This window comes from Paenibacillus sp. MER TA 81-3, assembly GCF_023713585.1.
Lineage (GTDB): Bacteria > Bacillota > Bacilli > Paenibacillales > Paenibacillaceae > Paenibacillus_B > Paenibacillus_B profundus.
This window is the reverse complement of the sequence record NZ_JAMAWB010000001.1, coordinates 363,130-389,468: the sequence shown is the minus strand read 5'-3', so window position 1 is coordinate 389,468 and position 26,339 is coordinate 363,130. Positions and strand designations below refer to the sequence as shown.

At 49.5% G+C, this 26,339-nt stretch carries 24 protein-coding genes; 5 read left to right on the top strand and 19 right to left on the bottom strand.

Annotation, left to right across the window (positions count from 1 at the left end):
* The first annotated feature begins 387 nt into the window (after nucleotides 1-387).
* The 5 genes from M3650_RS01735 (at nucleotide 388) to M3650_RS01715 (ending at nucleotide 5,337) form a co-directional block, all read left to right on the top strand.
* Nucleotides 388-1,164 carry an electron transfer flavoprotein subunit beta/FixA family protein gene (locus tag M3650_RS01735; RefSeq protein WP_251571822.1) on the top strand — a complete coding sequence of 259 codons (777 nt, stop codon included), beginning with the start codon at nucleotides 388-390 and terminating at the stop codon, nucleotides 1,162-1,164.
* A gap of 116 nt (nucleotides 1,165-1,280) precedes the next feature.
* Nucleotides 1,281-2,285, top strand: coding sequence for an electron transfer flavoprotein subunit alpha/FixB family protein (locus tag M3650_RS01730; protein ID WP_251571820.1), 1,005 nt, complete (start codon nucleotides 1,281-1,283; stop codon nucleotides 2,283-2,285).
* 274 nt (nucleotides 2,286-2,559) lie between these two features.
* A complete protein-coding gene (locus tag M3650_RS01725) occupies nucleotides 2,560-3,000 on the top strand; it encodes a type IV pilus modification PilV family protein (RefSeq protein ID WP_251571818.1) in 441 nt (146 codons plus the stop codon).
* On the top strand, nucleotides 3,000-3,653 hold the full coding sequence (locus M3650_RS01720; RefSeq protein WP_251571816.1) for a prepilin-type N-terminal cleavage/methylation domain-containing protein: 654 nt from the start codon (nucleotides 3,000-3,002) through the stop codon (nucleotides 3,651-3,653). The genes M3650_RS01725 and M3650_RS01720 overlap by 1 nt, the downstream gene beginning before the upstream one ends.
* Before the next feature lie 151 nt (nucleotides 3,654-3,804).
* Complete coding sequence (locus M3650_RS01715; protein WP_251571814.1) at nucleotides 3,805-5,337, top strand: hypothetical protein; 1,533 nt, start codon at nucleotides 3,805-3,807, stop codon at nucleotides 5,335-5,337.
* A 374-nt stretch (nucleotides 5,338-5,711) separates the two neighbouring features.
* Here M3650_RS01715 and M3650_RS01710 read toward each other — a convergent pair whose 3' ends face one another.
* The 19 genes from M3650_RS01710 to recA all read right to left on the bottom strand — a co-directional run bounded on the left by M3650_RS01710 (nucleotide 5,712) and on the right by recA (nucleotide 26,274).
* Nucleotides 5,712-6,452, bottom strand: a complete 741-nt coding sequence (locus tag M3650_RS01710; RefSeq protein WP_251571812.1) for a hypothetical protein — start codon at nucleotides 6,450-6,452, stop codon at nucleotides 5,712-5,714.
* A gap of 1 nt (nucleotide 6,453) precedes the next feature.
* Nucleotides 6,454-7,053: a hypothetical protein gene (locus M3650_RS01705; RefSeq protein ID WP_251571810.1), complete on the bottom strand. Its 600-nt coding sequence runs from the start codon at nucleotides 7,051-7,053 to the stop codon at nucleotides 6,454-6,456.
* Complete coding sequence (pilM, locus tag M3650_RS01700) at nucleotides 7,050-8,219, bottom strand: type IV pilus biogenesis protein PilM (protein ID WP_251571808.1); 1,170 nt, start codon at nucleotides 8,217-8,219, stop codon at nucleotides 7,050-7,052. The genes M3650_RS01705 and pilM overlap by 4 nt, the downstream gene beginning before the upstream one ends.
* A gap of 11 nt (nucleotides 8,220-8,230) precedes the next feature.
* Nucleotides 8,231-8,998, bottom strand: a complete 768-nt coding sequence (locus M3650_RS01695; RefSeq protein WP_251571806.1) for a prepilin peptidase — start codon at nucleotides 8,996-8,998, stop codon at nucleotides 8,231-8,233.
* A gap of 99 nt (nucleotides 8,999-9,097) precedes the next feature.
* Nucleotides 9,098-9,484 carry a type II secretion system protein gene (locus M3650_RS01690; protein ID WP_251571804.1) on the bottom strand — a complete coding sequence of 129 codons (387 nt, stop codon included), beginning with the start codon at nucleotides 9,482-9,484 and terminating at the stop codon, nucleotides 9,098-9,100.
* 109 nt (nucleotides 9,485-9,593) lie between these two features.
* Nucleotides 9,594-10,805, bottom strand: coding sequence for a type II secretion system F family protein (locus M3650_RS01685; RefSeq protein ID WP_251571802.1), 1,212 nt, complete (start codon nucleotides 10,803-10,805; stop codon nucleotides 9,594-9,596).
* 42 nt (nucleotides 10,806-10,847) lie between these two features.
* Nucleotides 10,848-11,921 (bottom strand): type IV pilus twitching motility protein PilT, encoded by a 1,074-nt coding sequence (locus M3650_RS01680; RefSeq protein WP_251571800.1) that lies wholly within the window; start codon nucleotides 11,919-11,921, stop codon nucleotides 10,848-10,850.
* A complete protein-coding gene (locus M3650_RS01675; protein ID WP_251571798.1) occupies nucleotides 11,922-13,619 on the bottom strand; it encodes a GspE/PulE family protein in 1,698 nt (565 codons plus the stop codon).
* 596 nt (nucleotides 13,620-14,215) lie between these two features.
* Entirely contained in the window at nucleotides 14,216-14,695 is a 480-nt protein-coding gene (locus M3650_RS01670) for a YlbF/YmcA family competence regulator (protein WP_251571796.1), read from the bottom strand.
* An 87-nt stretch (nucleotides 14,696-14,782) separates the two neighbouring features.
* Nucleotides 14,783-16,336, bottom strand: a complete 1,554-nt coding sequence (miaB, locus tag M3650_RS01665) for a tRNA (N6-isopentenyl adenosine(37)-C2)-methylthiotransferase MiaB (protein ID WP_251571794.1) — start codon at nucleotides 16,334-16,336, stop codon at nucleotides 14,783-14,785.
* Between the two features lie 277 nt (nucleotides 16,337-16,613).
* Complete coding sequence (gene pduL, locus M3650_RS01660; protein WP_019425069.1) at nucleotides 16,614-17,183, bottom strand: phosphate propanoyltransferase; 570 nt, start codon at nucleotides 17,181-17,183, stop codon at nucleotides 16,614-16,616.
* 114 nt (nucleotides 17,184-17,297) lie between these two features.
* Nucleotides 17,298-18,164 (bottom strand): 2-oxoacid:ferredoxin oxidoreductase subunit beta, encoded by an 867-nt coding sequence (locus tag M3650_RS01655; protein WP_019425068.1) that lies wholly within the window; start codon nucleotides 18,162-18,164, stop codon nucleotides 17,298-17,300.
* A 1-nt stretch (nucleotide 18,165) separates the two neighbouring features.
* Complete coding sequence (locus M3650_RS01650) at nucleotides 18,166-19,899, bottom strand: 2-oxoacid:acceptor oxidoreductase subunit alpha (RefSeq protein WP_251571792.1); 1,734 nt, start codon at nucleotides 19,897-19,899, stop codon at nucleotides 18,166-18,168.
* A 207-nt stretch (nucleotides 19,900-20,106) separates the two neighbouring features.
* Nucleotides 20,107-21,066, bottom strand: a complete 960-nt coding sequence (locus M3650_RS01645) for a dipeptidase (RefSeq protein WP_251571790.1) — start codon at nucleotides 21,064-21,066, stop codon at nucleotides 20,107-20,109.
* 181 nt (nucleotides 21,067-21,247) lie between these two features.
* Nucleotides 21,248-21,508: a stage V sporulation protein S gene (locus tag M3650_RS01640; RefSeq protein ID WP_006286829.1), complete on the bottom strand. Its 261-nt coding sequence runs from the start codon at nucleotides 21,506-21,508 to the stop codon at nucleotides 21,248-21,250.
* A 139-nt stretch (nucleotides 21,509-21,647) separates the two neighbouring features.
* On the bottom strand, nucleotides 21,648-22,442 hold the full coding sequence (locus M3650_RS01635; RefSeq protein WP_019425065.1) for a TIGR00282 family metallophosphoesterase: 795 nt from the start codon (nucleotides 22,440-22,442) through the stop codon (nucleotides 21,648-21,650).
* 71 nt (nucleotides 22,443-22,513) lie between these two features.
* Nucleotides 22,514-24,061, bottom strand: coding sequence for a ribonuclease Y (rny, locus tag M3650_RS01630; protein WP_019425064.1), 1,548 nt, complete (start codon nucleotides 24,059-24,061; stop codon nucleotides 22,514-22,516).
* Between the two features lie 300 nt (nucleotides 24,062-24,361).
* The gene (locus M3650_RS01625; protein ID WP_251571788.1) at nucleotides 24,362-25,045 is read right to left on the bottom strand and encodes a regulatory protein RecX; all 684 of its coding nucleotides are present in this window, start codon (nucleotides 25,043-25,045) and stop codon (nucleotides 24,362-24,364) included.
* Nucleotides 25,046-25,221: 176 nt separating this feature from the next.
* Nucleotides 25,222-26,274: a recombinase RecA gene (recA, locus tag M3650_RS01620; protein ID WP_026011424.1), complete on the bottom strand. Its 1,053-nt coding sequence runs from the start codon at nucleotides 26,272-26,274 to the stop codon at nucleotides 25,222-25,224.
* Between the last annotated feature and the right edge of the window lie 65 nt (nucleotides 26,275-26,339).

The following is a 26,339-nucleotide window of genomic DNA, read 5'->3' as shown; positions in this document are numbered from 1 at the left end:
TTGCCTTCGCTGAGTATCTGTCCGAGCGCCTGCACCGTCCGAACCGACCGCTTCGATACCGGGTCGCCTGCTTGACTGAGACGCATATAGAGCACACGCCTGCAATCAAATTTCGACAAACATGCCGACACCGATGGAAGCAACGATAATAAAGACAAGCCATTTAACATAAATTAGCATTCTATCCCCCTCCACCGATGTCTGATATGAACAAATGCATCCCCTGCTGTGACACAGCAACCAGAGGATTGCCCTTGCTTGATGGATATGTAGGCTTGATAGAAAAAATGCAATTCATATCCTCGAGTTGACAATGGGTTAAACAGGAGATATCTTGCTCGTCCGAGCATATCATGTATTAAAGAAGCCATAACTCGAGGTGATTTCATGAGCATTTTTGTCCTCATCAAGCAAACATTCGATACCGAAGAAAAAGTCGTCCTCACAGACGGAGTGCTTTCGGAAGATGGGGTAAAGTGGGTCATTAATCCTTACGACGAATACGCGCTAGAAGAAGCTATGCGCTGGAAAGAAGCGCATGGCGGCACCGTAACGGTACTAACCGCAGGTCCAGAACGTTCACAGGAAGCGTTGCGCACCGCCCTAGCCATGGGTGCCGATGATGCTATCCATATCGTTCCTCCAGAGGGCCGGGGAACGTCAGATGATGAATATATCGTGTCATCCTGGATTGCATCCATTCTGCAGGAGCAGCAGCCGGACATCATCTTTGGCGGTCATTTCAGCGTGGATCAAGGCAGCGCCCAGGTTGCGGTTCGCGTCGCGACTCTGCTCAATATGCCGCACGTATCCGCGATTACCGGACTAGAAAGGACGGGAGACAGCTTCGTTCAAGTTCAACGCGATGCCGAAGGGAACGCGGAACTTCTCGATGTATCGTTGCCCGCCCTGTTCACAGCGCAGCAAGGGCTGAATGAACCACGTTACCCCTCTCTTCCCGGAATTATGAAAGCAAAGCGCAAGCCAATTCGCGTAGTCTCTGCAGCTGAGCTGTCTCAAGAAGCGGCGCTGGAGCCCCGAACAGAACGTCTAGCGTTAGAGCCGCCGCCGCCGCGTCAAGCAGGCAGAATGATTGCAGGCGATGCTGCTGCTCAAGTACAAGAGCTAATTCGCTTGCTGCATGAGGAAGCAAAATGTCTCTGACATCTGTTTCCATTTAAAGAGCATTTAAACATGTATTTTCGAGCATGAAATGTACGTTGAAGCAACTTCTTAAGAGACCAACAACATGGATGATTATAAGAAAGGAGTGCTGCGATATGAGCTGCACTTATGCTGTCATCGCCGAAATGCGGGGAAACCAACTGCGTCAGGTAACGTTCGAGGCGCTTGACGCCGTTCAGCAGATGGCCTCTTCCGACGATCGGATTATTGTTCTTGCGATTGGATATGGACTGCAGGAAGCGGTACAAAGTTTATCTATCCCTGGAATCGCTCATGTGTATTGCGCCGAGGATGTGCGATATAAATATTACGACTCGGAGGCGTACTTCTCTGCGTTGCTCGCTTTCGTGGAACAAGAGTCGCCAGAGGTCGTCCTCTTCGGACATACTGCGATGGGACGCGATCTCGCCCCAATGTTGGCTGCACATCTTCGCACCGGGCAAATCTCCGATGTCATCTCGATCTCGCAAGACACAGACGGATTCGCCTTCCGGCGTCCGGTGTATGCAGGCAAAGCATTTGAGACCCGACGATTTACGACTCAATCGAACCCGTGGATTATTACGATTCGGCCGAATAACTTTCCAGCATTTACACCGGAAAACGGTACGCTGCCTACACATGCGACGGTATCTTCCCCTGCTGTCGTTGCGCTTCCCGCTCCTGCGCCTTCGCTGCGGACCGTAGTTCGTGATGTCGTCACGAAGATGAGCGGTTCGATTGATTTGACCGAAGCCAAAATTATTGTTTCCGGTGGCCGTGGCGTCAAAAGCGCGGGAGGCTTTAAGCCGCTTGAACAGCTGGCCCTCGTGTTGAACGGAGCAGTCGGCGCATCACGCGGGGCATGCGATGCCGGTTATTGTGACTACGCTTTGCAAATCGGTCAGACCGGGAAGGTCGTCACACCTGAAATTTACTTTGCTTGCGGCATCAGTGGCGCAATTCAGCATTTGGCGGGAATGAGCCAATCACGTGTCATCATTGCGATCAACATCGATCCGGAAGCTCCCATCTTCCAAGTGGCGGATTACGGCATCGTCGGGGATTTGTTCGAAGTCGTGCCGCTATTAACTACGGAATTCCGCAAAATGCTCGTTTAAGACATCCAGACGTGTAGCTCTCGATTTCTGCTCCATGCAGACCCTATCATCCTTACATCGTCTCTTGTCGAATTGGACCGGACGATGTAAGGATATTCGTCGTCATTGTAGAGGTTGTTCAAAAAGCCCCCTTTTGAACACGATCTTGTAATCATATTTTCACAGAACCAACTGTCAAATTACGGAATAAGTGGTATAATGGTCTCACCTATCATTCTCAAGTCCTATTGGATCACTTCATAAAGGAAGGTGTTCCCGCATGTTCGCCCGCTTAATGTTAAAGCGCTTTTCTTTTAAGCTGTATCGCAGAGACGGCCTGACGCTGGTCGAAGTGCTGGCTGCTACGGCCATATTTAGCATGCTGCTTATCGTTTTTATCACCATGAGTGGCTTTGTGCAGCAGACGGACAAGTCAATGGGCCGCTCTCACGAAGCTGTCACGATCGCGGAATCATTCATACATAAATATCGTTCCCAACCGCAATCGATCGGGCCGAGCGGCATCACCCGCGACGGTGTGCGCGCCCATCCTGGCCAAGCCAACACATACCAAGTGACCATCCATCCGCTACAGTCATATGTAGACGGCGCAGCCCCCGCACCCATATCTACTGACCATCAAGCTGTCGTACAATCGATCGTCTACATGAACGAACCATCCTATCACAATCGACCGATGCTGCTGACGGTCTCGGTCTCATGGGAGGAATCATGATGCACATACCGTCCCGCATCCGCAATGAACGCGGGTTGACGCTGCTGGAGCTGATGGCGGCATTGCTCATCACTTCCGTCATTCTGGGCGGAGCCCTGACCTTCTGGTGGAGCTTGCAAACGAACAGCAATATGGTTACTGCCGCACAAATGCAAGAGACATCCGTCCGCTGGACAAGCAAGCAATTCCACCATCTCATATCGGAAGCCTCTCTTGCCGCCCTCTCGTCTCCGCAGGAGATTAGACTTCGAGTTGGCAAGGACTACCGGGCCATCATCCATCATTCATCGACAGAGGAGTGGAATGTGTACTCATTCTCTGTTCCCTCCGCCTCCGAACTAACTGACGAGGAAGTGATGGTCAAGCTTGCCGATACTTCCGTAACCTTGAAGTCGCATCCTGATCGCTATCGTTACCTGTATTCGCTTGCCCATAGCATGCCGGCCGCTCCGCTAATCCGCATCATTCAATTGCCGGATGGAACGTCGGTGAATACGGCGGAGTTTCCCGCCATCGCTCAGGCAGGCAGCCTTCTGGAAGCAGTGCTGGAATTCCAGAGCATCAGCAGAGACTCGATGGGGCGGCCCGAGCTAACGTCCGGCAATGCCAATTCACGCTACACGATTACGGCAAAGTTGATGAAGGATCGGTAATGCAGCTGGACATCATAGCTTGTTATTATGCTGAATCTGGTGGAACATGCTGCCGCGGATGATGACCCTCCGCCCGCGGGGTATGCCGCAAGCTGCCCGTAACGTTCCGTTGAGCTCGGTAAGAGTTATCTGAAGGAAAGGAACTGATATCGTGAACAAGTTGCATTTGTGCTTGAACATCCTGCGCCGTGAACGCGGCAGCGCTATGATGATTGTCTTTTTGTGCATGATCCTATTATTTCTTACCGTCCCGCTCTTGCTCCAGGTCGTCGGCACCGGTGTGGTGCAGCAGCATTTAAGCTCGGAGCAGCGCATTGCCCAGGAAATAACGGTAGGCAATATGGAAAGCTACATTAGCTATTTAAACCAATACCAACGCAAGATAGGCGGCTCGCCAGTCGCTTCGGAGCATTATCGCAACACTTACGCGGGAATGGGGAATAAAACCGTACAGACGGGAAGCGGCTGGTCGACGACCGTGTGCATGAACGATGTAACCGATGTATTTCCCGACGCACAATCTGACCGCTTCTATATGAAGAGCGAAGCCTCCTTGCAGAAAGGCAAGAAAGAAATGGTCTATTCCTTTTTAAAGGCGCCGCGCTTCGGAGAAACGGTCGTATCCCCGAATCCAGACGATCGTGACTGTACACTGGATAAGCTGCTGCTGCAGGGAAAATTCAAGGATCCGCACCACAATGATTGGCAAGACCCGCCCATATATCTCAAACAAAGCGACGATGAAGAGAACGAAGCCGAGGATGTTGTTATTCGCAAGCATTCTGACTTGCAGACGCCTATCGGCAAATTTTTAGAGGAAAAGCAAAAGGAAAGCTCGGCAATGACAGCCCCCTCCCATGATCGCAGCTGCGGAAGCAAGTGCCAATATGATTTGTCTGAAGTAGACAAGCCGGAAGCCTTGGCTGGAGAAACGATTGCTCTGGGTAATGCTGTTATCGATCGAAATGGGGAGCGAAGCTCCTATACTATCGGCGCTCCCGATCGACTAGTGAATATCGTTGGGGGCAGCCTCACATACGACTCTTACGTTAACGTAGAGATTCACGGGAACATGCATCTCTCATCGCTAACGTTGCATAATGGCGGACATTTGACGATTCATGGCGATCTCATTATTGACGGTCCGCTTGTTGCAAGCGACTGGAAAAATGAGTACAGATCTACGATCGAACGCACTGTTATCAAGGCGAATCGTATCATAGTAAAAAACAAGCTGGAGGTAAACGACAATGCTCAACTGCTGGCAACCGAACTGCTATACGCTGAAAACATCACCACCAGCGGGAATTCTACAGTGGGAGGAGACCGCATTGTCGTTGTCAACAACCTGATTGCCCATAACCTCTTCTTTATCGATTCCGCTCATACTCGTGATATTATAGCAGGAAATATTCTACTTCAAGCCAAATCCGACCCTAGTACAGTTTCAAAAATAGAGGTGCGTGGGGATATTCTCGTGAAGGATAATCTAACTGTGAATAACAACGTTATATTTGACTTTGGCGGCACGCTCGCTATAGGCGGCAATATGGATTTGCAAGGGTCCCAAAATCGGTTCCTGCCGCGGAACAATAGCGATCGTTCCACGTCGATCATCATTGATGGCGGCATCTGCATCGGCATTCCCAATTGGGAGCCGCGCCGCGAACAGCAAGGAACATAGGGAGCAAAAGGAACAACCGGAGGTTTGCCGCCTCCGATTGCTTTTACGTTCCACGATATGTAACTAGATATGACCTTCACGACAATCAATGATTTCCACCGTCACGCCACTTACCGTTGATGATTGACATGCGCAACCAGCGTTTCTTTTACTAGCATGTCTCTAGAAGTCTGGTGAATAACGGCCAGAAGTCTGTAGATACCGTCGAGTCCTGCTAGCGGCAACTTGAGGAACTGCAAATATGCATGAAAATTTGTAAAAATAGACGATATTCGGGCATAGGATGTAATTGTACATGTAAACGACGCTCAATACCCCATTGACACGCACTTTTGCAGTTTGTCTAACTTTTCACCGGACTTCTAATAGAGCTGTCAACTTGTCGCCAGTGCGTCAGTACCAGGGGATGTATACACATGAATGATCAGTTGCACATTGTATAGCTCCTTACTGTGGCTGTCTGTAGCAGCCATATCAATACTGTACGAATGCTGCATGGTCCATTTCTCTAGTCGATGCAGTCGCTCTTGCCGCTGTATATCTGACAGCCACGACAACCAGCTTTCGTAATCGGCCGCTCCTTCCAGCTCATACGTCCACTGTTCAATCGCAGGAGTTCCTTCGTTTGCCAACTGCGCCCTCTTCTCCACTGAGGGAGGTGCACCTTCATCGACGAGTTCATTCTCGGCGTCTGATGGCGCTCCTGCCGCATTCGCATCGGTTTCTTCCAGCTTCTGCTCGGATGGGGCAAGCAGAAGCTGACGCTCTACGAAGCGCAGCTTCTTCACGTTAATCCCTGTTCTGCGCGATAGCTCCCGCACCTGCTGCAGCCATGCGCTCTCGTCATGTTGCCCGGGGACAGCCCGATGCCACCTGAGCCAATCTGCTGCAGTTGTTTGGATTGGATCAGGTTGACTGCTTATGCTTGCAAGCCGTTTTTCAAGCATCTCCACATCTTCTAATGCAGTGAGTTGTTGACGCGCTTCTTGGACAGGCAGCCATCCGAACAGAAAGATGGCAAGCAGAAGCAAGAGCCCGCCTACCCATATGAGAATTAACCAGAGCTTCTTGCTCTTTAATGAGGACTGCGTTCGTCTGCCTATCGTGTCCGCCATTTCACTTCGTCGCCTCCCTCATGCCGCGCGGCCGTAACGTGACGATGTAATCCACTTCCAATAACGGCGGCTCCACATTGGTTCCTTGCTCGGTATTGCCTGACCATTGCTGGAATTGTACGGACTGCACCTCATCCATTGACTGCAAAAGAGATAGATAAGCCGCGACAGCATCCGCATCGCGAGCAATGAATGACATGTTGATGATATCAGTACTGCCATCTGCGGTGGATTCCGCGTCAGCTCGCTTCCAGTTCATCATATCTGGCATCGCATCAGTCAACCGATTCCACATGCTTCCCCAGTCGAGCCGCTCTGCTTTCAATGCATTAGATTGACCTGTCAATTGTGTGAAAAATACTGTAGCAGGGGCCGGCTCCTTCTGCAGTCGCGCCTCGGCAATCTGACTGCGCAGCCGGTTCATATCCGCCTTCATGCGTTCGGTCCCTTGGCTATATTGAATGGAGGCGAACGTCAGCAACGCAGCTGCAACGACCATCACACCGATGCCGGACCATAAATAGAGCAGGAAACGCTGTTCGAGACGCGGACGAATCGGCAGTAAGTTAATATGCTCTGGCGTATTGTGCATCAGGTTCATACGTCCCCTCCTCTACACGCCAAGCTAACTGGAACTGCAAATGAATAAAGAGGAGCATCCAGCTCCGTCGTTAACGTGTCCGTTTCCTCCAGCATCCTGACTGGCATGTCCAGCTTCCGTTCCAACACTGAATATATTGCTTTTAAGCCGTCCGTATCCCCGCAAATGAACACGAACTGGATCGATTCACTCTGCTGCTGGGATGAATAACGGTAAAAATCTATTAACCGCTCCAATTCCATTGCCAACTCATCGCACACCGATTCATATATCTCCGTTTCATTCATCATCGTCCCAGACAAGTACGATACTCTGCTTCCGCTCATCGATATGGAGGCGGATATGTTAATGGATAAGCTCCTCGTCAGACGCAGCTGCCCGCGATGGAAGAGAAAGATATCCGTATGCATCGCATGTATGCTGGCCGTAACATATGTACGGGCATCCTCGACCTGAGGGAGGCGCGGCAGCAATCGATGCAACGCCAATGGCTTGATGTCGAAGACGCGCGGCACTAGCTTGGCTGCTTCGATCGCATCGCGGTACCGAATCATCTCCGATTTCGGCACAGCTACCAACAATACATCGCTGCGCACCGTTAATTCGACATGAGGCTGATCACGGTGCGAGGGCTTGCGCAACCCGCCTCGGAGCCTGCTCCATAACGTGGTCATGCGACGTTCTGTTACGACTGCAGCCGCAGCTTCATCGTGTGCATTGCCGACTGCCAGCACTGGATCCAGCTCCAATTCGTCATCTTCTTTTTTTCGTTCAATCGGAGATTGCGGATAAGACACAATATCATAAATCGGATCGGCGAACGGCAGCCGAGTTCGCAGCTCAAGCTCCATATCAATCATTTTTTTCAGCTCCGATTTCACGACAGACGGCAGCTGATAATGCCGAATCAACACAAAAGCGCTTGGAATGCCGAAAATCACCTCGCGCGACTGAAAACCAGCTTCCTCCCACAGCTCTAAGATGGCTGCCGTCAAGAGCTCCGGATGAATGACGCGTCCTTCCTCGACGATCCCTGCTGACAGCGGCATCCGTTTTGCCTGCACAACTTGGATTTCCGACGGCTGTTCAATAATTTCAGCAGCCTGCAGCCACGTATCGTTAATCTCCAGCCCTACTATTCTATTGCTGTTCCTGCGCAGCTTCATACGCACACCTCCTATGCAGCAACGATATATTGAAGCATCGCATGCAGAAACTCTTCCCCGTACAAATAGGCCCACCATGCGCCTACAGCAATGAATGGCGCGAACGGCAAAGAGCGGTCTTTGCCGAAGGCAGGCTTGAAGCATAGAAGTACACAGCCGTACAATAGCCCCAGCACACTTGCTGTAAACAGTGACAACAGCGCTGAAGCTAGACCGAGCACCAACCCAATGAATAGATATAGCTTAATATCCCCTCCGCCCATTCCACCGTTGCTTGCGATAGCAAGCAAAAGAAGCAGCCCCGAGCATACAACGGCAGCGAGCACATAATTCCACCATGGCAGCGGGTGAATGAAGCAGCGCATGAATACCCCGAGCCCCATCCCCCATATAAGAATGCGGTTCGGGATGATGCGCCAATCCATATCGGTCACCGCGACTACAATTAGGACCGAACTAAGCAGTGCTCCGACAATGGCTTCCCCGCTCCACGGCATGTTCCAGGCAACGACAGCGAAGGCGGCACCCGTCAACAGCTCCACCAACGGATAGCGCACAGCGATCGGCATGCCGCAAGAGCGGCAGCGTCCCCGTAAGATAATGTAGCTGATGACCGGGATCAGATCGTACGGCCGTACCTGCTCCCCACAGTGGGGGCAACGCGAAGGCGGAGCCACGACAGATTCCCCGCGCGGCACCCGGTAAGCGACGACGTTAAGAAAGCTGCCGATGCAGAGCCCAAGCAGGGCGAAGCTGACAACCCACAGTGCAATTTCCATCATCGTTCCCCCTAAGGAAAAGGTAACTCTTGCGAGTTACCTTTTGTCATTTTGATGACTTTTGGGACAGCCCTTTTCTTTTTTTTGTAAAATTCATGTTTACTCTACTGTGAAATTGAGCTTAGCTATGTTTCCCGATTCTCGCGAAATTACAACTTTTGTATATGGCTTATTCTCTTTGGATTTTTTAGGTTCTGTTTTTAAATATCCTGCATTAAGCATTTCTTTAACTTGAACTTCAAGCGTGCCTGTGTCAGGAACATTCAAATTCTTTTCCAATACGTATCGTTCAGCAGCTTCAATTAAAATTTTCTCTGATGTTGCGTCTGAACCATCTCTCGCCTTATCGAACTGACCGATAATAACGACTGATGCAATCCCGATGATAATCCCCAGAATGACGATAACCGCCAGCAGCTCGATCAGCGTCATCCCCTTTTCGTTCCGAGCGGCCTTCACCCGCTCCTGTACCCATGTCATACTCATGATTCACCTTTCCCCTCTCTAGAAAAATGATATATGTTTTACTTCCGTAAAACCGTTATTATTTTTGTGGTAGGTCCCCTGTTTGAACTCGCACCTTTAGGAATACTGATTACCTCAGATTGTCCATCAGCTTGAACGACGGCAGCATAACCGCCAGCACGATGAAGCCGACAACTACAGCAAGCACGACAATCATGAGCGGCTCAAGCATTGCCTTCAAGCGATCCGACATCGTTTCCACGTCGCGCTCGTAAAAATCGGCGACCTTCTCCATCATCTCATCCAAATTACCTGTCCGTTCCCCGACAGCCATCATCTGCACCAGCATCGGGGGAAACCAAGCATGCTCACTGAACGTTTCCGTCAACGACTGCCCGCTCTTGATATCTTCTCGCGCATCACGTATGATGCGGCCGTACACTTCATTGCCAGTGACACGAGCCGCAATGGTCAGCGTGTCGACAATCGGTATCGCTGCGCCGAAGAGCGAAGCGAACGTTCGGGTGAACCGCGCCAGCGCTTGCTTCTGCTGCAGCGTGCCGAACACCGGCATGCGCAGCTTAGCCATGTCCCAAGGGTACTTCAAGCGCGGCAGCTTCTTCAGGAACATCCATAAAAACGGAAGCAGCACCATGACCGGAATGACGATATAACTGTAGTGCTGCATGAACTCGCTCACTGCCATCACGATCTGGGTCGGCAGCGGCAGCTCGATGTCCATCGTCGTGAAGCTGTATACGAGCTTCGGAATGACGAATATCATTAATACCGTAACGACGACGATGGTCATGATGAGCATAATGATCGGATATATCATGGCTGATTTTACTTTTTCGCGTGTTTGGTGCTCCTTCTCATAGAAGACGGCCAATCGCTCCAACATCTCGTCCAGCTTTCCCGATGCTTCACCAGCCTTTACCATGTTAACGAACATTTGGCTAAATACGCCTGGGTATCGTTCGGCAGCTTGTGACAACGACGTGCCCGACTCCAAATCCTCGAGCACTTGCTGCAGCACCTCGCCGAACGGCTTATTGCCCGTCTGCTCAGCAAGGATGCGAATGGATTCCGCCAGTGGGATACCGGCACGCACCATCGTGGCGAACTGCCGGCAGAATACAGTCATCTCCCCTACCTTCACACGCGGTCCACCAAGAGCAATATCGCGATGCAGCCAATGACCTTTGCGATCCTCAAGCTTCGTAACCCACCAGTTCCTTGCTTGCAGCTGCTCAGCAGCTTGCTTCTTCGTCGACGTCTTCACGACGCCGCACCGGAACACACCGTATTCATCAATCGCCTGGAAATGAAAATCAGGCATCGTTAACAACCTCATTTCACCCAAATATATAAGCGCTTTAATTTAGTGTTCGCCTCGAACCACTTCTCCAAGTTCTGCGCCTCTATCGATATCCGGCTGCACCGCATCATAAGCTATGAGTCCGCTGGCCGCCGCGTCTGCAAACGCTTGGGAAAAGGTAATCATACCGTTGGCTCGGCTCGTCAGCATAATACCGGGCAATTGATGTGTCCTGCCCGAGCGGATGCAGTGCGCCACGGCTGGAATATTGACCAGCAATTCGAATATGCCTGTCATCCCCTTCTCATACTGTCTTCGCACCAGACGCTGCGCCACTACGCCAACGAGCACCGACGCCAATTGCGAGCGGATATGCTGCTGCATCTCGCCTGGAAAGCTGTCGATGAGCCGATCGATAGCCATGGCGGCATTGGACGTATGCAGAGTTCCGAATACGAGATGCCCCGTCTCTGCAGCACTCAGGGCTGTCGAGATAGTGTCATTGTCCCTCATTTCTCCTATGACGATAATGTCTGGATCCTGCCGTAGCGCAGCACGCAAGCCATCATAAAACGTAGGCGTGTCAATTCCAATTTCCCTTTGATGAACAAGACCTTTTTGGGAGCGATGCACCTTTTCCACCGGATCCTCCAGCGTCACAATATGGAGCGGCTTCGTCCGATTCAATTCGTTCACAAAAGCACCCAGCGTAGTCGACTTCCCGCTGCCCGTCGGACCAACGACAAGCACAAGTCCTTGCTTCTGTTGAATAAGCTGTCGCGTGATTTCTGGCAGCCCCAACGAATCGATGGAGGCCGCCTTGCTATGAACGATCCGGGCCGCAAGACATGGATTTCCTTGCATGCGATACACATGCAGACGGATGCGAACAGCCTCGCTGTGCTGGATTGCGGCATCCACATCCCCCCGGATGACGAATTGCTTCCATTGCTGCTGGGACAATAACCCTTCACACAGCTCGGTACAGTCCGTTCCAGTCAGAATGTGGTTCCCCATCACCTGCAATTCGCCCATCACGCGCATTATCGGGGGCATATCAGGTGACAGATGCATGTCGGACGCTTCCTTGGCCACTGCGATTGCAAGCCACTCGGGCCAATACTTTAAAATGCTCATTTAGTTCTGCATACCCCTTTCCTGCCGTTCTTCATCCGTCGGGCTCGCTACGCGGAACACCTCGCTAATCGTCGTTAGACCATCTGCCGCTTTGCGCAGACCATCCTCGAATAGAGAGGCAAAGTTCTGCTCGGCCGCCGCAGCACGGTATTCACTATCCGGACGTTTATTCATGGTGAGCATCCGCAGCTTATCATCCATCGTCAGCACCTCATGAATGGCCAGTCTTCCCCGATATCCGGTCCGTGAGCATGTTTCGCACCCTTCGCCGCGTCGCAACCCATCGATTGGCAAGTTATATCGTCCTAACCACTCGCACTCTTCCAATGCAGGTCTATATGACCGCGCACAGTGCGGGCAGACCTTCCGCACTAGCCTTTGCCCGGCGACACAGAGCAGAGATGAGGAGACAAGATACGGCTCTACCCCCATATCCATCAATCGTGTCATCGTATTAACAGCGCTGTTCGTATGTAATGTGCTCAGTACAAGATGCCCGGTCATCGCCGCTCGAATGGCGATTTCTGCCGTTTCCAGATCGCGAATCTCTCCGACCATAATAATATTCGGATCTTGACGCAACATCGCCCTTAACCCGCGGGCAAAGGTCATCCCAATTGCCGCGTTGACTTGCACCTGATTGATTCCCGGCAGCTGATATTCGACCGGATCTTCAATCGTCATAACATTGATGCCCTCGTGATAAAGCTGAGATAGCGCCGCATATAAAGTTGTTGATTTGCCGCTGCCGGTCGGTCCGGTCAGCAGTACAATGCCATATGTCGATTGTATTGCTTGCTGAAATTGGGTTAAATTATGTGGGGTGAAACCGAGCTGTTCCAACCCGGTCAGGCCGTGGTGCTGATTGAGCAACCGCATGACGACTTTCTCGCCATGGATCGTAGGAAGAGTAGAGACGCGAACGTCCCATTGAGCATGATCGTGGAGCCATTCGAACCGGCCGTCCTGAGGCAAACGGCGTTCAGTCAAGTTCAAGTCGGCCAAAATTTTGATTCGGGCTACAATGACATTCTGCATATGCTTAGGAAGCGTCCGCTCGGTACGCAGCACGCCATCTACCCGATAACGAATTACTAGTTCATCATCTTGAGAATCGAGGTGAATATCGCTCGCCCGCATATTGACTGCCTGTGTAATTAATTGATTTACCGTTCTGACAACTGGGGATTGCTCGTCTTCGAGTTGGGCGGATAATGATTCTTCCTCATGCATCTGCAGCTGCTGCAGCATTTCGTCCACCGATTCCTGCATTCCGTAATAACGCCGAATCGTGCGCGCAAGCTCCTCTCGCGAGGCAATTGTCGGTTCAATCCGGTATCCAGTGGCAAGACGCAACTCTTCAAGAGCATAATAATCCAACGGATCCTCCATAGCTACGATTAGCTTCGACCCGTCAATTCGCAAAGGAAGCACCCGGTATTGTTCGGCAAGACGCTGCGAAATGAGATCAATGGCTTGCTGATCGATCTGTTGGCGGTATAGCTGGATGTGAGGAATCCCTAATTGGAATTCCAACACTTCAATTAACTGCTGCTCATTAATGAAACCTTCCGACAGCAAAATATCTCCTAAACGACCTTTCCGCTTCGCTTGCTCCGCCAAAGCATGTTGCAATTGGGTAGGTGTAATGAGACCGACATCGACCAATAATTCTCCGATTCGCTTGCGCTGCTTCATGAGTCACCTCGTACAGAGTAATGATGACTATTTCCTGCCTCAAATATGTAATACTATATACCTATAATGATAAGCGCTTAAACTTTTTCTTAGTGCTATATAACCATACCCTATTCCCATTGTCAATATATCCCACATAGATATTTTGAATTTGTCTCACATTTGACAACTGTTATCCATAACACTGTCGATTTCGTTCAATAAATTGTCATTATCTCTTTCCTATGTTCATAGATCGACTACTTGCTCTGGATAACTGCCAGTATAATCAGTCGTTTCATGGAATGGCATACGAAAAAGAAGGGCTTTGCTTTATCCTAGACGTTTTCCTTCCTGACAGTATGGGAGAATGGAGCTAAGGGCATTGTACGAAAGACTGGCAGTATGTTTCGTTTGAATGAAAGCGTAATGCTATCAGTCTGAATGAAGGGGAGAGTACGGCAAGGGATAAAACAGGCATATCTTCTCCGCGATGGGAAAGGGACGACTCCCAGATGAAAAGATCTTCCGCTATGACTTTTATATATTTTATATTGCAAAATAAAAAACAAAAAAACCAGCACCGCTCTGGTGCTGGTTCCTACATTGTGCAGACCTTAGTCACTGCATGTCTCCGGATCCTCTGGTGTTGCCGCCTCTACATTAATTTTATCCGACACCGTATCTCGAATGACGGACATAATGAGCTGCAGCAAATAGTTGACATCGCTCTGACTCTGTTGAAATTCAACAACGAGCGGAATGTTATCCAGCTCATCTTGAAGCGAATTGATCTCCGTTTCAATTTTGTCTACCATTTGCTCGTTCTTGAACGATTTGAAAGCGACGATTTCCTTCTGCTTCTTCTTGATGAGGGGGATGAGCTCCTGCACACGCTTATGCTGTTGAACCAGCTTCTCTGCCTGCTGATAATGCTGCACTTCGTCAGTTGTGCATATCAATTCGGCCATTTGTTTGGCCTTTGCCATAATATCATCGCGCACGAGTAAATCGCGCGTATTGAACGAAGGTATACCGCAGCCCGTCTGATGGGCTTGTTGCGAGTCTTGCGGCGAAGATTGTGATTGTTGCGACAATGAGAACCTCTCCCATCTATTCGAACTAGTGTATTGGAAAATGTATCAAGCATCCTCTGTTCATTGTAACCTAAAAAGAGGAAAATTTTAAGAACTTATTTGCATCGGTTCTGTGACAAGCTCGCCTTTAATGTAAAATGTCATGACATCATACACCTTGACGTTGACGAATTGGCCAATCAATTCCTTCGATCCTGCGAAATGAACGAGCTTGTTCGTGCGCGTACGGCCGGATAAAATGTCCGAGTTGTTCTTGCTTTCGCCTTCGACGAGCACTTCCACCGTTTCGCCAAGCAGCTTTTCATTGCTCTTGCGGCTAAGCTGTTTCATCAATTCATTTAATCGCTGCAATCTGGCCTTCTTCACATCCATCGGAACGTTATCTTCCATTCCAGCTGCTGGCGTTCCTTCACGCGGGGAATAGATGAACGTAAAGGCAAAGTCGAATTCCACTTCCTTCACCAGCGACATGGTCTCTTCAAATTGCTCGTCGCTTTCTCCAGGGAAACCTACGATAATATCCGTCGACAGCACAACGTCAGGAATAGCCTTTTTAATTTTCCCGGCCAGATCCAAAAACAGTTCACGATCATACTTGCGGCTCATTTTCTTCAATATTTCGCTGCTCCCGGACTGTACCGGCAGATGGATATGTTCAACCAAATTGCCGCGTTTCGCCAACACTTCCACCAGATGATCATCGAAATCTCGTGGATGGGAAGTCGTGAATCGAATCCGTGGAATGTCAACCTTGCGAATGTCATCCATCAGATCCCCGAACGTATATTTCATATCTGTAAAATCTTTGCCGTATGCATTGACGTTCTGTCCCAGCAAAGTAATCTCTTTAAAGCCTTGACGGGCAAGCTCACGCACTTCCGCGATAACGTCCTCAGGACGGCGGCTGCGCTCTTTCCCCCGGGTATAAGGAACGATGCAGTATGTGCAGAACTTATCACATCCGTACATGATGTTCACCCAGCCGCGCATGCCTTCGCGCTTCTTCGGAAGATTCTCGATAATGTCGCCTTCTTTCGACCACACTTCTACAACCATTTCCTTATTGAACAAAGCGTCGCGCACTAAATAAGGAAGACGGTGTATATTGTGCGTGCCGAAAATAATATCGACAAAATGATGCTTTTGCATGATGCGGTTGACTACATTTTCTTCCTGCGACATGCATCCGCATACCCCAAGAACGAGGCCCGGCTTTTCCAGCTTCAATGTCTTTAAATGTCCCAGCTCACCGAATACTTTATCCTCCGCATTTTCCCGAATCGCGCATGTGTTCAGCAAAATGATATCCGCTTGCTTTCGTTCATCGGTCTTCTCATACCCCATCTGTTCGAGCAATCCGCTCATCGTTTCGGAGTCGTGCTCGTTCATCTGACAGCCGAACGTATAGATTAGATATTTCTTCCCGTTCCCGAGACCTTGCAGCTCTTCCGCGACTGCATTGTCGTAATGAACTTGAATATCTTGCTTGCCGCGCTGCTTCTCTTCACGTTGGTTTGGCTCCGAAATAATGTTGATTTCACGACCATTTATACGGATACGTTTACCGTGTTCATCTTCGGAAATAACTTTTGCGTTCGAGAAATCAAAATATTTGGAGTAATCCTTCGACTTTTTGCTCATGTCGGCCACTCCCTCTTCTTGGTTTGTGATAGTATATTCCTCTTATTCATTCTCTGTATAATTCGTAATTTTGTAAGGTAGTAGCTAAAAAAGCATTACTTCAAATTATACCATTAGGGGAATTGAACATCAATTCTGTGATATGCAAAATCTCTTTTTGACAGCTGTATCGTTAACCATTGAACGCTCCCGATATCATCATATTAAAAAAATGCAGCAAGTCCGGAGTGGACATGCTGCATTCTCTGATGTGACCTATTGTAAAGTTATGCGTGTATTAGTCAATGATCTCCGCAGTATCGCCGTTCTTGACGCCCGCTGCGTTTGCTTCATCCGTATCGATGTGCATATCAAGCGCGAAGTTCGCAGATACGCGTGCGACAACGTTATCGAATACGACACCACGTTCGCCACCTACAGCAACGCGGAGCTTCTGTTTGTCTTGAATGCCATATTTTTCAGCGTCTGATGTATGAAAGTGAATATGACGAGCTGCGACGATAACGCCATCTTGCAATTCCACTTCTCCTGCAGGTCCTTTGACCAAGATGCCTGGAGTTCCATTAATATCGCCGGATTCGCGCACAGGAGCTTTCACGCCGATAGCGAAGGAATCCGTACGGGAAATCTCCAATTGAGAAGCCGGTCGTGCCGGTCCCAAAATACGTACTTTATTAAAGGATCCTTTCGGTCCGATAACTTCAACGGTTTCATTCGCAGCAAATTGTCCCGGTTGAGACAACGGCTTAAATTCCGTCAATTGATACCCAGGTCCAAATAATGCTTCAACATGTTCTTGGGTTAAATGAATATGGCGAGCAGATACGCCAACGGGTACAGTTTTCATTTCTCATCCACCTCACGTATGTGTTCTCTCTAGCTAGTACCAACTCATATTATACTACTTATACTAGAAAAATAAACAAGACATGCGTCAATTGACGCATGTCTTTTTCAACAATTATTTGAATTCTGCCACCAATTTCTCGAAATCGGTAGGTGAAATTTGCAAATTTTGCTTGGCGAGCGGTTCCGGACGGAAGCCCACCACCTGGTTCTCATAACTCTTTCTTGTCTTATCCTGATATATAAGTCCTGTAATCATCCCGCCGGATTCCATCAGCTTCGTCATGGCCATGATGCGGTTCGAAGAGTCATAGTTCTCTACCGTATTCAGGTTGATGATATTCTCCTTGAACCAATCATACGTATTAATTTTGTTGAAGGTAACACATGGGCTAAATACGTTAATAAATGAGAAGCCTTCATGCTTGATCCCTTCTTCAATCAGTGACGTTAATTGTTTCAAATCGCTGGAGAACGACTGGGCAACGAAGGTTGCCCCGGATGCCATCGCAATTTCTAATGGTGAAAGCGTCGACTCGATAGCGCCTTCCGGCGTACTCTTTGTCTTGAAGCCCACTGCGCTCCGCGGAGACGTCTGTCCTTTGGTCAAGCCGTAAATCTGGTTGTCCATTACGATGTACGTAATATTCACGTTTCGACGAATCGCATGCACTGTATGCCCCATCCCGATGGCGAAGCCGTCTCCGTCACCGCCGGAAGCGATAACCGTCAAATCACGGTTGGCCAGCTTCAAGCCTTGAGCTATTGGAAGTGCACGGCCATGGATGCTATGAAAGCCGTATGCGTTAATATATCCGGATATCCGTCCGGAGCATCCGATACCGGATACGACCGCTAATTGCTCAGGCTCTAAGCCGACGTTGGCCGCTGCGCGTTGAATGGCCGCTTGTATCGAGAAATCACCGCAGCCCGGGCACCAATTCGGCTTCACATTGTTGCGGAACTCTTTAAACGTAGCCATTCTAGACCAACTCCTTGCTTTGTTTGTACAATTCCGAAGGCAGGAACGGTGTGCCATCGTATTTGTTAATACGGCGCGTCTTCTCGCCGAAACCGACATTCAGCTTGATTTGATCCGCCAATTGACCGGTCGCATTGTTCTCGATAACGACGATTGCTTGCGCTCGTTCCGCGTGCGGAGCGAACAAATCCGCTGGGAACGGATAGATTTGACGGACCGTAATATGATTCGTCTTGATGCCCTCGGCTTCAAGCTTTGTCCGCGCTTCATCAATCGTTCCGCCTGTGGAGCCCATGCCAACCAAGAGCAAATCTGGCTGTTCATGAGGAGCGTCTACATGGATTGCATTCGTGATGTGCAGACCGTTCAATTTATTCAGCCGTTTGTCCATCATATTTTTGCGGTTAACCGAACTTTCCGACGGACGTCCCGTTTCGTCATGCTCAACGCCTGTTACGTGATGCAATCCGCCCTTCTCTCCTGGGATTACGCGAGGAGAAATGCCGTCTTCAGTGAGTTCGTAACGCTTGAATTGTTTATGCTCTTCTAACGGAGGCAAGTCATTGACCAGCTTGCCGCGGTCGATGACGATTTGCTCGTAGTCCAGCATTTCACAGGACTGCTTGCCGAGAGAGAGCTGAAGATCCGTCAAGACGATGACCGGAACTTGATATTTCTCAGTTAGATTAAACGCTTCGATCATATCGTAGAAACATTCTTCAATCGAACTCGGTGCGATTACAATCTTCGGAATTTCACCGTGCGTCGCATAGATCATAGCGTTCAAGTCGCTCTGTTCTTGCTTTGTCGGAAGACCTGTGCTCGGACCCCCGCGCTGGGTGTTGACAATTACGATTGGCGTTTCCGTCATGCCAGCCAAGCCGATAGCTTCCGCCTTCAACGATAACCCCGGTCCGGCAGATGCTGTCATAGCGCGAACACCGCCATAGTTCGCTCCAATTGCCATCGTTATAGCAGCAATCTCATCCTCTGTCTGAATGACTGTACCACCGAACTTCGGCAGACGTTTAATCAAATATTCCATTATTTCAGACGCTGGCGTAATCGGATAGGCCGCCATAATCCGGCAACCGGCAGCCAACGCGCCCAAACCCATTGCATCGTTGCCGATCATGAACAGCTTCTGCTTACCATCTGCCGGCCCTAATTGGAACTCGTTCAGCGGTCCACCTGCTTGCTCCAGCACAAATTGTGCGCCACGGCGCGCCGCTTCCACGTTCTTCTCGACGACAGCCGGACCTTTCCGTCCGAATTCTTCTTCAAGCGCTTGGTTAAATACTTCGAGCGGCAACCCAAGCAGTCCCCACGAAGCGCCGGAAGCAACCATATTTTTCATCAGTGAGGCGCCCAGTTCTTCTGCGATCGCCGTAATCGGAACCGCGAACAACCGCGCATCGTTTCCTTCTGGAACGACCGGGTTAAATTTCGCGTCCGCTACAATGACGCCTCCAGAACGCAGCTCATGAACGTTCAAATCGATTGATTCTTGGTCGAATGCGACCAAAATATCCAAGTCGTCTGAAATCGCTCTAATCGGCTTCGTGCTGATGCGGATTTTATTGTTCGTATGTCCACCCTTAATACGGGAAGAAAAATGACGATAGCCGTACAAATAATAACCAAGACGATTTAATGCCGTCGAGAAAATACGGTCCGTACTTTCTACGCCTTCCCCTTGCTGACCCCCGATTTTCCAAGACAATTGACTAATCAAGCTCGCCCACTCCTTTTGAAAGGTGACTCGCGCTTGCATCCTCATGGATGCACACCAAAGTTCGATAAAATGTAACAAGTAAAAAAATAGTAATGGTTGAGTCACTCTCATTCTATGTCCGGGTGTAGGAAAAAGCAAGCGTTTTCCCCGTTGTCCACGATAGCAACTTTCGATGGATATGATACCTTTGCGAGATGAATATTTGTCTTATTCATCTCGCAAAGGTAGATTTGTCTTCAAAAATTGCAATGCATTAGTGTGAGCGATCTGCTTGACAAATGTCGACGAATATCTTTTTTCCAATTGTTCCAGCAGATGAGCGTATTGTCCTGAATGCTCCAATTTGTCAATTTTCCGGTCAATACCGTCAAAGTCAGACCCGAACATCACGTGATCTTCGCCACCTAGCTCACAGATGTGATCAATATGCCGAATTAAATCATCAATCGTTACCTTTTCTCCATCCTTAATAAAATAAGGCACGAACGTTATGCCGATACGCCCGTTACGTTCAATAATTGCTTGAATCTGCTTGTCTTTCAAATTACGAGGATGCTCGAGGATGTGTGCTGCATTAGAATGAGAGGCAAATATCGGCCGTTCCGTCAGATCAAGCAGCTCCCAAAATCCGTTCTCATTCAAGTGCGACACATCAATCATCAGTCCCAGTCGGTCGCATTCGCGAATGAACTGCCGTCCTTTGCTCGTAAACCCGCCCTGACGCGGCTCCAGCGTCCCGTCAACCGCCCAATTGGCATGGTTCCACGTTAACCCGACAAAACGCGCACCCAGCTCGTAGGCCGTGCGCACGTAGACCATATCCCCTTCCAAGCCATCCACACCTTCTAGCGACAAGAGCGTCCCAATACTATCGGCATCTTGCTCCCATCGTTCAACATCTTCACGATAACGTATGTACTCAACTCCTGGCAAAGCATTAATTCGTTCACGCAGCAAATCAATGCAGCGCAGCACCTGTGAAAAGCGAGGCGGACCGGATAGAAGCGAATCTTCCAGAAACAGCGCAAACACCTGCATACCTACTCCGCCCTGGCGCATTCGCGGCAACGTTACATCCAGCCCCTCCTCACGGTCAAAATGAATGCTGCCTTGGTAGAGCATTTTGTACAGGACGTCACAATGAAAATCGATAACTCGGTGATTCATCCATCTCTCATCCTTTCATAGGCATGTGCAGCGCTTATCGGTGGACAATGCCTCGTTACGCTCGTCCGACTAAGCGCCGAGTTTATTACAGGTTGGCTCGTCTCATTCAGCAAAGTAAAAAAACCTGCTTACATCGTAAACAGGCTAAGAAAGTCCCCCGGTCATTTCCATGTCTTCATCACTATCTAGGCTCTACAATTAACTTAATTGCCGTCCGATCTTCACCGTCAATGACAATATCCGTGAATGCAGGTATGCAAATCAAATCCACACCACTTGGTGCGACGAATCCCCGTGCAATCGCGACCGCTTTAATCGCTTGATTCAAGGCCCCGGCACCGATTGCCTGCAGTTCGGCTGCTCCCCGTTCGCGCAAAACCCCTGCTAACGCTCCAGCTACCGAATTTGGATTGGACTTTGCTGAAACCTTTAATACTTCCATGGAAAGTACCTCCTCGGGAATGTTAGGGTTAGACTCCAATACTACAACATATTCGAGAAACTCCCAAAAATTCCTGCTATCTCATCCTTCACTCCCATTCCTCTGTAAACAAAAAAAAAGACGTCCGAAAAACGAACGTCTAGCTCATAATCCAATCGTCCTCGCGAACGCGCACCTTTTCCATTTTAACGGCTTGCCCCGTCGCTTCGTCGATGTCCACAACTACTGCATGGAACTGCCATTTACCTTCATCGACGACGAACCGGACCGGCAGCTGCGTCTTGAACTTGCGCAGCACCGCTTCTCGCTCCATGCCAAGCACGCCTTCCTTGGAACCGACCATTCCCACATCCGTCAAGTATGCTGTGCCTTGCGGCAGAATGGTGTCATCATTCGTCTGCACATGCGTGTGCGTACCGACGACGAGCGATGCGCGCCCGTCCAAATGCCAGCCCATCGCAATCTTCTCGGACGTAGCTTCCGCATGGAAATCTACGAGCACTGCTTTGCGCTTTTTGCCAAGCGACTCGATAATCTCATCCGCTTTCCGGAAGGGACAATCGATGGCCGGCAGGAATGTGCGTCCTTGCAGGTTGATGATGACTAATTCTTTGCCGTTCACTTTGATGGATGCATACCCCCGCCCCGGCGTACCCGGTGGGAAGTTGGCTGGTCGCACCAAGCGCTTCTCGTCATCGATCCATTCGAAAATATCTTTGTTATCCCACGTATGGTTGCCCATCGTAAATCCATGAATGCCTAGATCGGCGAACTCTTTAATTATTGCAGCTGTTACGCCGCGTCCGCCTGCAGCATTTTCCGCATTGGCGATAATGATGTGAGGATTATATTTCTGTTTGAGTGACGGAAGGAGCAGCTTGACCGCTTTACGTCCCGTATTCCCTACAATATCACCAATAAACATCACTTTCATGTTGAACAAGGTCCTCCTTAAAAGGGAGAAGTGGCCACTAGGGCCACTTCTCCTAATCCCATATATCCATGTTATTTCGCATATTCCACAGCGCGGGTTTCACGAATAACCGTTACTTTAATATGACCCGGATAGTCTAACTCGCCCTCAATCTTCTTCGTAATATCTCGAGCGAGGCGGTAGGCTTCCGCATCATCGATCTTATCCGGCTGGACCATGACACGAACTTCGCGTCCGGCTTGGATAGCGTACGATTTCTCCACGCCTTCGAACGACTCTGAAATATCTTCCAATTTCTCCAGACGTTTGATGTACGTTTCGAGTGTTTCCCTACGCGCTCCCGGTCTTGCTGCTGAGAGGGCATCCGCCGCTCCGACCAGCATGGCAATGACGGAAGTTGCTTCACAATCGCCGTGATGAGATGCGATGCTGTTGATGACTACTGGATGTTCTTTATACTTTTTCGCCAACTCTACGCCGATTTCGACGTGAGATCCTTCCACTTCGTGATCCAACGCTTTTCCGATGTCATGCAACAATCCGGCACGTTTCGCCAATGTCACATCTTCGCCGAGCTCTCCTGCCATCAAACCAGCAAGATAAGCTACTTCCATGGAATGCTTGAGCACGTTCTGACCGTAGCTCGTACGGAATTTCAGACGGCCCAAAATCTTGATTAAATCAGGATGTAAGCCGTGTACGCCAACTTCGAACGTTGCCTGTTCCCCATATTCGCGTATCCGTTCGTCCACTTCCTTGCGCGATTTTTCCACCATCTCTTCGATGCGCGCTGGATGAATACGTCCATCGGCAACGAGCTTTTCAAGCGAAGTCCGTGCGATTTCACGACGGATTGGGTCAAACCCAGACAAAATGACTGCTTCCGGCGTATCGTCAATAATGAGATCGATACCCGTCAACGTTTCGAGCGCACGGATATTGCGTCCTTCCCGTCCGATGATGCGTCCCTTCATCTCTTCGTTCGGCAACGCAACAACGGAAACGGTCGTTTCCGCCACATGATCCGCGGCACAGCGTTGAATAGCCAGCGTAATAATCTCGCGTGAACGCTTGTCCGCTTCTTCTCGCGCTTGCTGCTCGATTTCTTTAATCATTTGTGCCGTTTCATGACGTACTTCCTGTTCCACATTCGTCAAGATGATGCTTCTTGCATCTTCCATGCTCAGGTTCGAAATGCGTTCCAATTCAGAAACTTGCTGCTGACAAATACGATCGATCTGCTCTTGTGTCTCTTCGATTCGTTTCTCTTTGTTAGCCACTTGTTCTTCTTTACGTTCCAGCGATTCTAACTTTTTATCCAACGACTCTTCTTTTTGAAGTAAGCGTCTTTCCAGACGTTGAATTTCGTTCCGGCGTTCGCGGATATCTTTCTCCGCTTCGGTGCGAAGTTTATGGATGTCGTCTTTTGCTTCAAGCACCGTTTCTTTCTTCAGTGCCTCAGCTTCTTTGCGCGCGCTGTCCATAATTTGCTCCGCGGCGTGCTCGGCACTCGTTATTTTCGCTTCCGCAAGCGATTTGCGAATCAGGTATCCGATTCCAAACCCCAAGAACAATGCAGCCACAACGAGAACGATCGCGAGCCAAATGTTAATCTCCATTGCCTCACCTCCCCGTTGGTTGCTCCAAGCACTGCTTGGGTCAGGTTTCATTTTCGATTGTTCACATGTTCCATATTCTTAATTAAGCTAGGTGACCGGCGTCTTTACACCGGCGAAGGTGATGCTTCCGCATACACCGGCGCCGCCCAAAGGCGACAATCGGAAATCTTCAAAATTGGCGAAATGAATCATTAGAAATCAATTTTTGGAAGGGGAAATTGATTTCGTGATAATAAAGATACATGTTCATTTTATTATTCATGAAAAGATATTGTCAAGCAAATGCCGCAAGCTGACACTTTACTCTCCTTCTTCCCCATCCCAGACTCCGTTTTCTGCTTCCTGTTCATCCGCTGCTTGGTAAGCGGCACGCCTGGCTATATCCATTGGGTATCCTCTTCTGGCCAAAAAAGCCGCCACCTTCTGTTTGCGAAGATGAAGTTCACCCTTGGTTTGCCGCCATTTCTTGCGGGCAGCCTGCATAGCGCTCTCCCATTCTTGTTCGGGCTCTATCGCCTCTATTGCGGAACTGATATGCTGCTCGTGAACGCCCTTCTGCTTCAACTCGTGCTGTATCCAGCGACGACCCTTCATATGACGGGTGACCCGTTGATTCGTCCATTGGTGCGCATAAGCCTGATCATCGACCAGCCACTCCTGTTCCAGCCGATCCAGCACCTCTTGGATGATACCCTCTTCATAGCCCTTCTGAGCCAGGTTACGGGCCAGTTCCATCCGGGTTCTAGGTTTGCGTTGCAAATACTTGATCGATTGAACGTAGGCCTTATTCCCTTCGTCTGCACGCAATATCTCGTCCAAGGAGTCCAGAGAGAGCTCCGTACCTTTCAACAGGCGATATTTAATCATCACTGCCTCATGTACGTTGAGCGGTGAAGCTTGATCCAAATGAATAATATATCGTCCTGCCTGCTTATCGTCACGCTCGACCCGCACGATAGATACGATACGTTCCTTATCGCTCACAGTACTCTCCTCCATCCGTGTTCATTTCGCTCTTTCTTCCCCCAATGAATACACGGTATCTTTACTATACCGCAGCAGTGCCGTTATGACCAAACAAAATAAATAAGCATCGCAAAGTGTGTACAAAAACAAGCACCTTCAACAAACTTGAAGGTGCTTGTCCATAACAGTTATGATTACTCTTCTACTTCCAGTTCAAGTGCTGCATCTTCTTCTTCATTCGAAGCATTCTGTGGGATTGTCGTCGATAAATTGCTGGCATCACGAATCTTTTTCTCAATGACTTCTGAAATGTCGCGATGCTCCTTCAAGAATTGCTTCGCATTCTCGCGGCCCTGGCCTAAGCGCTCACTGTCAAAGGAGTACCACGCACCGCTCTTCTGAATAATATCCAATTCCGTACCGATATCGACGATGCTGCCTTCGCGGGAAATACCCTCTCCATACATAATATCGATATCCGCTTGCTTAAACGGAGGCGCAACTTTATTCTTCACAACCTTAATGCGCGTACGGTTACCGATCATATCATTCCCTTGCTTGATCGTCTCCACACGGCGCACATCCAGACGCACACTAGAATAGAACTTCAGCGCGCGACCGCCTGGAGTCGTCTCTGGGTTACCGAACATTACGCCGACCTTCTCGCGCAACTGGTTAATGAATATAGCAATCGTCTTGGACTTACTGATGGCACCGGATAATTTACGCAAAGCTTGAGACATCAAGCGTGCTTGCAAGCCGACATGAGAGTCCCCCATCTCGCCTTCAATCTCTGCCTTCGGTACGAGGGCAGCAACAGAGTCAATAACGACAATATCGACAGCACCGCTGCGCACGAGCGCTTCGGCGATTTCAAGTGCTTGCTCTCCTGTATCCGGCTGAGACAGAAGCAACTCATCAATGTTAACGCCCAACTTGCTTGCATACAACGGGTCCAAAGCATGTTCCGCATCGATGAATGCAGCTTGTCCACCTGACTTCTGCACTTCAGCAATAGCATGTAGTGCAACCGTCGTCTTACCAGAAGATTCTGGTCCGTATACTTCAACAACACGGCCTCGTGGCAGTCCACCTATACCTAATGCTATATCTAATGCTAACGATCCGCTCGAAACGATCTCAACTTGCATATGAGTGGATTCGCCGAGTTTCATAATCGAACCTTTACCGAATTGTTTCTCAATTTGACGCAATGCCATTTCTAATGCAGCGCGGCGATCTGACACAAACTCACTTCCTTCATTCGTTTGTTTGATAAATATATCATACCGTGTTTTGATCGGTTTGCCAA

Coding starts and splice junctions, on each gene's coding strand:
- M3650_RS01640 (WP_006286829.1), bottom strand. CDS start 21,508: ATGGAAGTATTAAAGGTTTCAGCAAAGTCCAATCCAAATTCGGTAGCT.
- M3650_RS01685 (WP_251571802.1), bottom strand. CDS start 10,805: ATGCCTGATTTTCATTTCCAGGCGATTGATGAATACGGTGTGTTCCGG.
- M3650_RS01645 (WP_251571790.1), bottom strand. CDS start 21,066: ATGAATCACCGAGTTATCGATTTTCATTGTGACGTCCTGTACAAAATG.
- M3650_RS01730 (WP_251571820.1), top strand. CDS start 1,281: ATGAGCTGCACTTATGCTGTCATCGCCGAAATGCGGGGAAACCAACTG.
- pilM (WP_251571808.1), bottom strand. CDS start 8,219: ATGAAGCTGCGCAGGAACAGCAATAGAATAGTAGGGCTGGAGATTAAC.
- M3650_RS01655 (WP_019425068.1), bottom strand. CDS start 18,164: ATGGCTACGTTTAAAGAGTTCCGCAACAATGTGAAGCCGAATTGGTGC.
- M3650_RS01675 (WP_251571798.1), bottom strand. CDS start 13,619: ATGAAGCAGCGCAAGCGAATCGGAGAATTATTGGTCGATGTCGGTCTC.
- M3650_RS01635 (WP_019425065.1), bottom strand. CDS start 22,442: ATGAAAGTGATGTTTATTGGTGATATTGTAGGGAATACGGGACGTAAA.
- pduL (WP_019425069.1), bottom strand. CDS start 17,183: ATGAAAACTGTACCCGTTGGCGTATCTGCTCGCCATATTCATTTAACC.
- M3650_RS01720 (WP_251571816.1), top strand. CDS start 3,000: ATGCACATACCGTCCCGCATCCGCAATGAACGCGGGTTGACGCTGCTG.
- M3650_RS01705 (WP_251571810.1), bottom strand. CDS start 7,053: ATGAACCTGATGCACAATACGCCAGAGCATATTAACTTACTGCCGATT.
- rny (WP_019425064.1), bottom strand. CDS start 24,061: ATGGAGATTAACATTTGGCTCGCGATCGTTCTCGTTGTGGCTGCATTG.
- M3650_RS01710 (WP_251571812.1), bottom strand. CDS start 6,452: ATGGCGGACACGATAGGCAGACGAACGCAGTCCTCATTAAAGAGCAAG.
- miaB (WP_251571794.1), bottom strand. CDS start 16,336: ATGAGCAAAAAGTCGAAGGATTACTCCAAATATTTTGATTTCTCGAAC.
- M3650_RS01695 (WP_251571806.1), bottom strand. CDS start 8,998: ATGGAAATTGCACTGTGGGTTGTCAGCTTCGCCCTGCTTGGGCTCTGC.
- M3650_RS01735 (WP_251571822.1), top strand. CDS start 388: ATGAGCATTTTTGTCCTCATCAAGCAAACATTCGATACCGAAGAAAAA.
- M3650_RS01725 (WP_251571818.1), top strand. CDS start 2,560: ATGTTAAAGCGCTTTTCTTTTAAGCTGTATCGCAGAGACGGCCTGACG.
- M3650_RS01690 (WP_251571804.1), bottom strand. CDS start 9,484: ATGAGTATGACATGGGTACAGGAGCGGGTGAAGGCCGCTCGGAACGAA.
- M3650_RS01680 (WP_251571800.1), bottom strand. CDS start 11,921: ATGAGCATTTTAAAGTATTGGCCCGAGTGGCTTGCAATCGCAGTGGCC.